Genomic DNA, 10457 nt, shown 5'->3' on the forward strand with positions numbered 1-10457 from the left:
TACCGCGTGGCTTTCGCGTCACGCATATCCCCACGCATGGTAAACGGCATCTCAACGCAACCGGTGCTGAAGCCAAATTCCTTCATGATTTCAGCATCCAAAAAGATCATTCCAAAAAACGAACCCCATGAAGCCGAGCACCAGAAACAGGCCGGCACGGTAGGCAATCTCCATCATCCGCTCCGACACGGGTCGCCTGATGATGGCCTCCACGCCGTAGAACAACAGATGGCCGCCGTCGAGAGGGGGAATCGGCAGTAGATTGAGAATTCCTATACCGACTGACAGGAATGCAACAAGCTGCACCAGCCATTCGAAACCGAGTTTGGCAGCCTGGCCCGACATTTTCGCGATCTTGATCGGGCCGCCCAGCTGGCATTTGTCCTCGCGTCCGACCACGAAGCGCTGCAGGAACTGGCCGGTGCGCTCGATGACGTGCCCGGTCTCCTCGACGGCCGCGACCACGGCTCCCGCCGGACTGTAGGAGATCTGCCGTGGCTGCCCGAGCTCGGCATTGTTGACGACGCCGATGACCGCCACCTTGACCTTGTTGCCGAGCGCATCGGTCTGCTCCATGGGCTCAGGCGTGGCGGTGACCGTGATCTCCTTGCCGTCGCGCAGCATGGTGAAGGTGATGGCATCGCCAGCCCGCCCCGAGACCAGGCGCTGGACGTCGGCGAATGTCTCTACCTTGTCGCCGTCGACTTTCACGAATCGGTCACCCGGCTGGATGCCTGCCCTGGCGGCCGGGCTTCCGGTGGTGACTTCCGCCACGGTCGGCTCCATGACAGGGCGGCCATAAAGCGAAAACAAGACCGCGAACACGGCGATCGTCAGCAGGAAGTTGAATAGAGGTCCGGCAACCACGGTCGCTGCGCGCTTCCAGATCGGTTGCGCATGAAAGGCGACCCGCCGCTCGGCTTCGGTCAGTGATTCGAGGTCTTCCGAGCTCGGCTGGCTCGAGGTCGCATTCATGTCGCCGACGAATTTGACGTAGCCGCCAAGCGGAATGGCGCAAAGCTTCCAGCGTGTGCCGTGGCGGTCGTTGAAGCCGAACAGCTCGGGGCCGAAGCCGATGGAAAAAGCCTTCACGCCGATGCCGCACCAGCGGCCGACAAGGTAGTGGCCCATCTCGTGAACGAACACCACCACGGTGAGCACGAACAGAAACGGCACGAGCGTGCCGAGGACAAAGCCTTGCGTGCTGAAGACCGCGTGAAGAAACTCGCTCAACTCATGCCCTCAAATTCGCCCGCAAATCGCGACACTGCGCCGCGACTGTGACATCAATCCGGGCAAATCCGTGGCATGCCGCGTTTTCGCCCCGCCGCGACGCTTCTAGAATGGAAACAGCCCCTGCGCCGGATGATCGGCGGATGCCGCCGAAACCCAGCCGATGACGTACAGGGCGAACGACGCCGCGACAAGCCCATCCACCCGATCCATGACGCCGCCATGACCAGGAATGAGGTTGCTCGAATCCTTGCAACCATGCCGGCGCTTGACCCTGGATTCGAACAGGTCGCCGATCTGCGAGACGATGGACAGCACCAGGGCAACGAGACCAAGCAAGAAGAGGTTGCCGGCCCCGGCGGTGATTGCCAGCAGCAGCCCCGCAACCACACCGCCGACGGCGCCGCCCAGCGCACCGCTCTGCGTCTTGCCGGGTGAAATCGACGGCGCCAGTTTCGGCCCGCCGACGGCGCGACCGACGAAATAGGCTGCAATGTCGGTCGCCCAGACCACCGCGAACAGGAAGAGGATCGCAATCAGGCCGGAATGGTTGCCGTCGCGCAGATAGGCCAGCGATAATCCGGAAAGCGTCGCATAAGCCAGCCCCGATGCATCCCATTGCGCGGCGCCCCGCGAATGGGCGACAACGAGCACGATGACGGTGAGAGCTGCGGCTAAAAGCAGCAGCCACAGGGCTGGCAGGCCAGCGATCAGCGCCACGATGAAGACCACGACCAGCGCTTCCGGAAGAAAGCCGAGCCTGGCGCCGCCTGTGGAGCGCGACATGCGTGTCCATTCGTAGAAGATCGCGGCTGTGATGACGGCGCAGAACAGGCGGAACGGCAGTCCGCCAAGCCAAGTCACCGCGAGCGTGACAGCCGCCAGGACGATGGCCGAGATGACGCGCTGCTGGAGATTGCTCATCTGCGACGGCGCCTAAGAGGCGACATCTCGGGTCGCAAGCCCGCCGAATCGGCGCTCGCGGCCGGAAAAATCACGCAAGGCGTCGGCCAGGTGCTCGCGGCTGAAATCCGGCCAGTAGCAAGGCAGGAAAACGAGTTCGCTATAGGCGGCCTGCCAAAGGAGGAAGTTCGATAGCCTCAATTCGCCGCTGGTGCGGATGACGAGTTCCGGGTCTGGAATACCCTCGGTGTCGAGCGAGCGCGCAAAGCTCTCGGCAGTGATCGCGTCGGTCTCCATCTCGCCACGCGCAACGGCGGCGGCGAGCTTGCGCGCCGTGCGCACGATCTCGTCGCGGCCGCCATAGTTGAAGGCGATGACCAGGGTCAGCGCCTCGTTGCCGGCGGTCAGCGATTCGGCCTCCTGCAGCAGGCCTCGGATATCCGGTTTCAGCCCTTCCTTGTCGCCGATCACCCGCACTCGCACGCCGTTCTGGTGCAGCTCGGCGAGATCGCGGCGGATGAAGAGCTTGAGCAGGCCCATCAGGTCGCTGACCTCGGACTTCGGCCGCGACCAGTTTTCCGAAGAGAAGGCGTAGACCGTCAGATAGGAGATGCCGAGCCCGGGAGCCGCGCGCACGGTCTTGCGCAAGGCCTCGACGCCGGCGCGATGGCCGGCAAGCCTGGGCATGCCACGCGCCTTGGCCCAGCGTCCATTTCCATCCATGATGATCGCGACATGCGCGGGCGTTGCCATGGTCTCGCTTCCGGGCCGGTGAGAACCGGCCCTTAAACCTGCATGATTTCAGCTTCCTTGTCGGAAAGCAGGTGATCGATGGTGCTGATCATCTCGTCGGTCAGCTTCTGAACCTGGTCGGACCGCTTGCGATGATCGTCTTCGCTGATCGTGCCGTCCTTTTCGGACTTCTTGAGGAAATCCATGCCGTCGCGGCGCACGTGACGGACAGCCACACGGGCGTTTTCGGCATAGCCGTGCGAGATCTTGACCAGTTCCTTGCGGCGCTGTTCGTTGAGCTCGGGCAGCGGGATCCTCAGATTGGTACCATCAACGATGGGATTGAAGCCGAGATTGGCTTCACGAATGGCGCGGTCGACGGCGCTCACCATCGACTTGTCCCAGACGGACACCGAGATCATGCGCGGCTCCGGTACCGTGACGTTGGCCACCTGGTTGATCGGCATCGTCGTGCCATAGGCCTGGACCTGGATCGCGTCGAGCAGGTTGCTGGAGGCACGGCCGGTGCGCAGCGAAGCCAGGTCGTGCTTGAAAGCCGCGATCGCCCCGTCCATGCGCCGTTTGAGGTCGTCGAACTCGCCACTCATGATCATCTCCTCGACCCGTTCGCCGGGTTCACTGCTTGTGCTCTCGTCTCGACCGGGTCCGACGTTTTTCGCGACGGATCCGCCCGATCAATGGTCCGCGACGATCGTGCAACGGCCGCCGCCCCTCAGAATTTCGCCGAAACCACCCTTTTCGTGGATCGAATAGACGATTATCGGAATGTTGTTTTCGCGCGCAAGTGCAATCGCGGCGGTATCCATGATTGTCAGCCCGCGTTTGATGACTTCGGCATGACTTATGCGCTCGAAGCGCACCGCATCTGGGTCCTTCTTGGGGTCGGCAGAATAGACGCCGTCGACCTGAGTGCCCTTGAAGAGCGCATCCGCGCCAATCTCGGCGGCTCGAAGCGCGGCGGCCGAATCGGTTGTGAAGAACGGATTGCCGGTGCCGCCGGCGAAGATGACCACCTTGCCTTGGTTCATGTAGGCGGTCGCCTGGCGCTGCGAGAAGCTCTCGCAGAGCTCCGGCATGGCGATGGCCGAAAGCACCACCGCCTCGACGCCGATCTTGTTCAACGACGTGCGCAGGGCCAGCGAGTTGATGACCGTCGCGAGCATCCCCATGTGGTCGCCGGTGACACGGTCGCCACCCTTCGAGGCCACGGCCACGCCGCGGAAGATGTTGCCGCCGCCGATGACGACGCCGACCTCGATGCCCATCGCACGCGCCTCGGCGATATCGGCCGCGATGCGGTCGACGACCGAGACGTCGATGCCAAAATGCTGTTCGCCCATCAACGCTTCGCCGGAAGCTTTCAGCAAGACACGTCGATAGAGGGGCTTCACCGTCATCTGGTTCCTCGAAAATCTCGGCGCGGCAAGGCCAGGGGCGAAAACCACCCCGCTTTGCCCGGCGATGCTGTCATGACGGGTTGACCCGATACACGATGGGCGCGGCGATGTCACGCCGCGCTCCTGTGCAAAATTCCAGGGCTTTTCGATCAGTCGCTGGAGATGCTGACCGCCTCGCCCTCGACCACAACTGGCGGTGAATACCCGGAAGGCTTGTCGCTGGTCACCACACCACCCGTCACCCTGACCTGTATTTCCGGGCCGAAATACGAATGAGGGAATGGCGCCGGAAGGCTGCTGACCGTCTCCAGCCGCTGGCGAAGCTGGGCGGGAATGGAAAAATCGAGCGCGCCGAGATTGTCCTGCAACTGGGCCGGCTTGGTCGCGCCGAGGATCACGGTGGCAATACCGGGCTGCGTCGCCACCCAATTGATCGCGACTTGCGCCATGCTGCGGCCGAGTTCGGCGGCGACCTTTTCGAGCTCCGCCACGATTGCCCAATTACGCTCGCTGAATTTCTGGAAACCCGGATGGGTGGTGTTGCGAAAGCCGTCGAGGCGTCCGACATTTCCCGCCTGCGTCGGCCGGTACTTGCCGCTGAGCAGCCCGCTGGCCAGCGGGCTCCACACCATGATTCCGGCTCCGTGGCGGGTCGCCAAAGGCACGTATTCGTGCTCGATCGTGCGCTCGGCCAGCGAATATTCAAGCTGCAGCGCCGAGATCGGCTCATAGCCGCGCAGTTCCGCGATTGCTTGCGCCCGTCCGACATACCAGGCCGGCACGTCGGACAGGCCGACATGGCGCACCTTGCCCGCCCGCACGAGGTCGTCGAGTGTGCGCAGAACCTCCTCGGCCGGCGTCAGCCTGTCCCAGACATGCATGAGATAGAGGTCGATATAGTCGGTTCCGAGCCGCTTCAGCGAGGCGTCCACAGCGCGCAGGATGTTCTTGCGGCCGTTGCCGCCGGCATTCGGGTTGCCGGGTTCCGCATTGAACGTGAACTTCGTTGCGATCACCGCCTTGTCGCGCAAGCCGCGTTCGGCGATGAACCGGCCTAGCCATGTTTCGCTGGTGCCGCCGGTATAAAGGTCGGCGGTATCGAAGAAATTGCCGCCAGCCTCGACATAGGTGTCAAACATGGCGCGCGCGGTATCTCTGTCCGCTCCCCAGCCCCATTCCGTGCCGAAGGTCATGGTGCCGAGCGCCAGCCGGCTGACGCGCAGGCCGCTATTGCCGAGCGTGTAATAGGTCATCGTCATGGCCGTCTTTCCAATCCTGGTCTTGCTGCCACAGAATCACTGGCCGGGGGTCGCCTTGACCCATGGATTGCCGCGCTCATGCGTCATGCGGAAGGTGATGCCATCGACCTTCCAGCCGGCGCCAGAGTGGGCCAGGTGATGCTCATAGGTGCCCCAGACTTCCCAGAGCGGGTCGCCATTGCCTTCCATCCGGTTCCAGGCATAACCGTTGGAACGGACGGTCGCTGCGTCTCCCTCGATCACCACCTGGTGGTTGGTGCGCAGGTGCAGGCTGGTCTTGTTGCCCTTGAGGTTGGCCGCCCAGGCGCCGATCAGATCGTCGGAAGCGATGGTGGCGGCAGGCTGCCCGGAAAGGCTGCTGAAGTCGGCTGTGACCCGGTCCGCAAAGTGACTGCGGGCAAGCTTCCAGTCCTGTGCATCGACCGCGCGATCGATCGCATCGGCGATGCGGATGACGGCGCGCTCATTGGCGATTGCTCTCCAGTCCGCGGGCTCTGCTCCAGCGACATCCGCCGGGGCCAGCGCCAAACCTGCCGCGAAGGTCACATGTTTCAAGGCATTCATGTCTCTTCTCCTCGTGCCATCAGCCCATCGCCGACGTGTCGAGGACAATGTGGATCAATGCGCCGGCATCGATAAGATTGCATTGTTCGCAAACACTGTGCGATATTGCTCATGAATGGATCGAGATCTGCTCCCACATCTGCCCGTCATTGTTGCCGTCGCCAGGCGTGGCGGCTTCGCGCTTGCCGCGGCCGAACTTGGGATGAGCCCTTCGGCCGTCAGCCATGCCGTGCGACTGGTGGAGGAGCGCATCGGCCAGCCGCTGTTCGCGCGCACGACGCGCAGCGTTTCGTTGACAGACGCCGGCAGGGAACTGGTCGAGACGGCAGCCCCTGCCCTTCAGGACATCGCCGAGCGGATGGACCGGATCCGCAGCATCAAGGGCCGGCCGTCCGGCCAGCTCAGGGTCAACGCGTCTAACATCGCCATCCCCCTGGCGGTGACGCCAGTGGTCGCGGCGATGGCCGAGCGCTATCCGGATGTGACAATCGAGGTTTTCGCGGACCAGGCTTTGGTCGACATTGTCGGCGAGGGCTTCGACGCCGGCATCCGGCTAGGCGAGATGATCGCGCAGGACATGGTCACCGTACGACTCACGCCGCCGTTTCGCGCCGTGATCGCTGCCTCGCCTGCCTATATCGGAAAACACGGCCAACCGCGCGATGTCGCCGATCTCGCGGGCCACAACTGCATCGGCTACCGGATGGTCCGCTCGGGCGCTCTCTATCGCTGGGACCTGAGCGAGAACGGCAAGGATGTCGTGGTCGAGGTGAGCGGCACGGCCATCGTCACCGATTCGCTTGCCGCCATCGACCTGGCGCTCGCCGGCGTCGGGCTCGCCTATGTGTTCGAGCCGTTGGTGCGGGCCGATCTTGCCGCCGGCCGCCTGATCCAGATCCTGCCCAAGACAGCGATCGAGGAGCCGGGCTTGTTCCTCTACTTCCCGCGCCGCGCGTCGATGGCGCCGAAGCTGAGGGCCTTCATCGACACCGCACAAGAAATCGGCCGGGCATCCATGCGGACACCCGGCCGAGCTGCCTGAGCTGTTTAGCCTTACTTTTTTCTTCGGGCTATTTCTTGACCGCGGCCGCGACTTCCGCCGCGAAATCGGTCGTTTCCTTCTCGATGCCTTCGCCGAGCGCGAAGCGCAGGAAGGCGGTGATCTTTGCCGGAGCGCCGATCTCCTTCTCGGCATCCTTCAGCGCCTTCTCGACAGTGATGTCGGGATTGAGCACGAAGGCCTGCTTGAGCAGCACCACCTCTTCGTAGAACTTGCGCAGGCGGCCCTCGACCATCTTCTCGATGATCGCTTCCGGCTTGCCGGTCTGGCGCGCCTGGTCGGCGAAGATCGCCTTCTCGCGCTCGACCGCGGCCGGATCGACTTCTTCGGCCGTCAGCGCCATCGGGCTGGTGGCGGCGACATGCATGGCGACCTGGCGGGCAAACGCATTGGCCGCGTGCTCGTTGCCGGTGGTCTCGATGGCGACCAGCACGCCGAGCTTGCCGAGGCCATCGGCAACGGCATTGTGGACATAGGTCGCCACGGCGCCATGCGGAACGGTCAGCTTGGCCGAGCGGCGGAAGCCCATGTTCTCGCCGATGGTGCCGACGGCGTCCTTGATCGTGTCGGTGACCGACTTGTCTGAACCCGGATACTTGGCCGCGGCCACCGCCTCGGTCGTGCCATAGGCGAGCGCCACCTTGGCAACGTTGGCGACGATTTCCTGGAACGCCGCGTTGCGGGCGACGAAGTCGGTCTCGGAATTGACCTCGACCACCGCAGCTTCGCGCACGCCGGCATCGACACCAATCAGGCCTTCGGCAGCGGTGCGTCCGGCCTTCTTGTCAGCCTTGGAGATACCCTTCTTGCGCAGCCAGTCGACGGCTTCTTCCATGTTGCCGTTGGTTTCGTTCAACGCCGCCTTGCAATCCATCATGCCCGCGCCGGTCAAGTCGCGGAGTTCTTTGACCTGTGCAGCCGAAATCGTCATTGTCGCCTCTTTGGTTCAAAATGCGCCGACGCACCAACCGGGACTCGGGTGATGCGCTCGGCAGAAGCGCTTTAACGCGCCAATTTATTGGAAAGATGAAGGCCGGAACCGGCCTTCCTTTATCAAGCTTCCGGGGTCTCGGCGGCCGGAGCGTCGAGCGCCGGCTCGACTGGGGCTTCCGCCGAAGCGCCGATGTCCATGCCGAGCGCGCCCTGCTGGCGGGCGATGCCGTCGATGGCCGCCTTGGCGATCAGGTCGCAATAAAGCTGGATCGCGCGGGCCGCGTCGTCATTGCCGGGGATCGGGAAGTCGATCTTGTCCGGATCGCAGTTCGAATCGATGATGGCGACGACCGGGATGCCGAGGCGCTTGGCCTCGAGGATGGCGATCGCTTCCTTGTTGGTGTCGATGACGAACATCAGGTCCGGGGTCGAGCCCATGTCCTTGATGCCGCCGAGCGCCTTGTTAAGCTTCTCGCGCTCGCGGTCGAGGTTGAGGCGCTCCTTCTTGGTGAGGCCCTGGGCCTCGCCGGCGAGCGTCTCGTCGAGCTTGCGCAGGCGCTGGATCGAGTTCGAGATCGTCTTCCAGTTGGTCAGCATGCCGCCCAGCCAACGCGAGTTGACATAGTACTGGGCCGAACGCTGCGCGGCATCGGCGACGATGTCCGACGCCTGGCGCTTGGTGCCGACGAACAGCACGCGGCCGCCCTTGGCGACGGTGTCGGACACCTGCTTCAGGGCCTGGTGCAGCAGCGGCACCGTCTGCGACAGGTCGATGATGTGGATGTTGTTGCGGGCGCCATAGATATAGGGCGCCATCTTCGGGTTCCAGCGGTGAGTCTGGTGGCCGAAGTGAACACCAGCTTCCAAAAGCTGGCGCATGCTGAAATCAGGCAGAGCCATTCTTATTTCCTTTCCGGTTGGCCTCCACGGACACAGGCATTTCGGACTTATGTCCTGATGCCACCGGAGGTTTCAGCCGGATTTCTCCCGGGCAGATACCAAAGTCCGTGTGTGGAATGAGCGCGCATATAGAGGGGAAGTTTCATAAACGCAAGCCGGGCGACGGAAAACGCCAGGACCTGCGGCGATCCGCGCATTTCTCAGCGTCTGACCTTTCCATTTGGCACTCGCACGCGTCGGAAGATTGACACGATTTCTTCGCGGCTGCATTCGACGGCGCCAAGCCGCACGGCGCGGTCGCGCTCGAAGCCGGTGATATCGTAATGCGGCGCCGACGTCTTGGGCGGTCCCTGATAGGACGAGCGCTTGAGGCCGAGTTCGGCGGCAAAGCGGTGTAGTTCATTGGTGTCGTCGGCGAGCAGATGGCACCAGCGGTGCCCGGCCCATTTCCAGATCGCCGCATCGACATAGACCGCCATCAGGCGCACCGCATTGCGAGAGCCTCACACATGGCGTGTCGAAGCCGGGCGTGCAAGCCGGGCAGCCGGTCGTCAGGGCGTTGCTATTTCGAGGCCGGGCAAGGCTTCGTCTGGTCGAACAGCGACAGGTTGACCAGCTTGCCAGTCATGGAGAAGTCGCCATAGTCCATGACGAGGTCGCGCGTGATGCCGTTCTCGTGCAACTTGAAGCTGATCCGGTATTCCGGCACCTCCTCGCCGCTCTTGTCGGTGTCGTCGAAATAGGCGATGTCGACCGGCCAGTATTTGTCGGTCGCAAGCTTTGCCAGCGCCGGAGCTTCCGGATCGGCCTTGTCGCCATCCGTCTTCTTGCCGACAACGACCGTCGTAGTCATCACCTTGTCGGCGTCCTCGGAACCGTCGAACAGGTTGGTCTGGTAGAAATTCTCGCCCTTTTCGGCCTTGCCGATCAATTCCTCGAGGTGCTGTGTCGGGAACTGCGTGGCGGCGAGCTCGAGGACGTTCTTCTTGGGCTTGTCGATATCGACCTTGAGGCCCTTCGGTTCCCTGGTCGCCGTGCCCCTGACCTCCTTGTCGAGATTCTGGTCGACAAAGGACTTGGTCACGAAGGAGAAGGTCTTGCCCTCCGCGTCCTCGAAGGTGGTCGTCTGCTGGTCGGTCAACCTCGTATTGTCGTTGGTGACGATCTGCGTGACGAAGCGGAACTTGACCGTATAGCCCTCGCAGGGAGAGCCGTTGAACTCATAGACCATGCGGCCGGAAATACCGGTGATGCCGGAGCGATCGGACGCCTTGTTGAGGGTGAGATCATATACGGCGCGATGCGCCTGCAGCACGGGCATGGCAAGGGCCGGAGCCATCGGAAGAGCCGCCGACAACAGGGCGGCGGAAACGAAAAGGCGCGCTGCGCGCATGAGGTGCTCCGATCGTCGCGACCGATGGCAGGCCGCAGGGAAAGATGGTCCAGCTTAAAAAA

Annotated in this window: 11 protein-coding genes and 1 pseudogene; 1 reads left to right on the forward strand and 11 read right to left on the reverse strand. The window is 63.0% G+C overall.

The genetic code is table 11. From position 1 onward, the window contains the following. Positions 1 to 90 precede the first annotated feature (90 nt). The 7 genes and pseudogenes from rseP to Q0L57_RS30250 all read right to left on the reverse strand — a co-directional run bounded on the left by rseP (position 91) and on the right by Q0L57_RS30250 (position 6109). A complete protein-coding gene (gene rseP, locus Q0L57_RS30220) occupies positions 91 to 1233 on the reverse strand; it encodes an RIP metalloprotease RseP (protein ID WP_296746753.1) in 1143 nt (380 codons plus the stop codon). Between the two features lie 105 nt (positions 1234 to 1338). Continuing rightward, positions 1339 to 2157, reverse strand: a complete 819-nt coding sequence (locus Q0L57_RS30225; RefSeq protein WP_296746754.1) for a phosphatidate cytidylyltransferase — start codon at positions 2155 to 2157, stop codon at positions 1339 to 1341. 12 nt (positions 2158 to 2169) lie between these two features. Beyond that, a pseudogene (locus Q0L57_RS30230) lies at positions 2170 to 2898 on the reverse strand (isoprenyl transferase); the annotation flags it as partial. A 23-nt stretch (positions 2899 to 2921) separates the two neighbouring features. Beyond that, entirely contained in the window at positions 2922 to 3476 is a 555-nt protein-coding gene (gene frr, locus Q0L57_RS30235; protein WP_296746755.1) for a ribosome recycling factor, read from the reverse strand. Between the two features lie 87 nt (positions 3477 to 3563). After that, on the reverse strand, positions 3564 to 4286 hold the full coding sequence (gene pyrH, locus Q0L57_RS30240) for a UMP kinase (protein WP_296746756.1): 723 nt from the start codon (positions 4284 to 4286) through the stop codon (positions 3564 to 3566). 149 nt (positions 4287 to 4435) lie between these two features. Next, positions 4436 to 5545 (reverse strand): aldo/keto reductase, encoded by a 1110-nt coding sequence (locus Q0L57_RS30245; protein WP_296746757.1) that lies wholly within the window; start codon positions 5543 to 5545, stop codon positions 4436 to 4438. A gap of 36 nt (positions 5546 to 5581) precedes the next feature. After that, entirely contained in the window at positions 5582 to 6109 is a 528-nt protein-coding gene (locus Q0L57_RS30250) for a nuclear transport factor 2 family protein (RefSeq protein WP_296746758.1), read from the reverse strand. Between the two features lie 115 nt (positions 6110 to 6224). On the opposite strand from Q0L57_RS30250, the gene Q0L57_RS30255 reads away from it, so the two are divergent. Next, complete coding sequence (locus tag Q0L57_RS30255; RefSeq protein WP_296746759.1) at positions 6225 to 7151, forward strand: LysR substrate-binding domain-containing protein; 927 nt, start codon at positions 6225 to 6227, stop codon at positions 7149 to 7151. Positions 7152 to 7179: 28 nt separating this feature from the next. Here Q0L57_RS30255 and tsf read toward each other — a convergent pair whose 3' ends face one another. From tsf to Q0L57_RS30275, 4 genes are all read right to left on the reverse strand, one after another. Further along, complete coding sequence (tsf, locus tag Q0L57_RS30260) at positions 7180 to 8100, reverse strand: translation elongation factor Ts (RefSeq protein ID WP_296746760.1); 921 nt, start codon at positions 8098 to 8100, stop codon at positions 7180 to 7182. A gap of 122 nt (positions 8101 to 8222) precedes the next feature. Continuing rightward, positions 8223 to 9002, reverse strand: coding sequence for a 30S ribosomal protein S2 (gene rpsB, locus Q0L57_RS30265; RefSeq protein ID WP_296746761.1), 780 nt, complete (start codon positions 9000 to 9002; stop codon positions 8223 to 8225). Positions 9003 to 9202: 200 nt separating this feature from the next. Then, positions 9203 to 9481: a DUF4031 domain-containing protein gene (locus tag Q0L57_RS30270; protein ID WP_296746762.1), complete on the reverse strand. Its 279-nt coding sequence runs from the start codon at positions 9479 to 9481 to the stop codon at positions 9203 to 9205. Between the two features lie 83 nt (positions 9482 to 9564). Further along, entirely contained in the window at positions 9565 to 10395 is an 831-nt protein-coding gene (locus Q0L57_RS30275; RefSeq protein ID WP_296746763.1) for a cell envelope integrity EipB family protein, read from the reverse strand. Positions 10396 to 10457 lie beyond the last annotated feature (62 nt).

Origin of the sequence: Mesorhizobium sp. (genome assembly GCF_024509055.1) — a bacterium.
Taxonomy (GTDB): domain Bacteria; phylum Pseudomonadota; class Alphaproteobacteria; order Rhizobiales; family Rhizobiaceae; genus Mesorhizobium.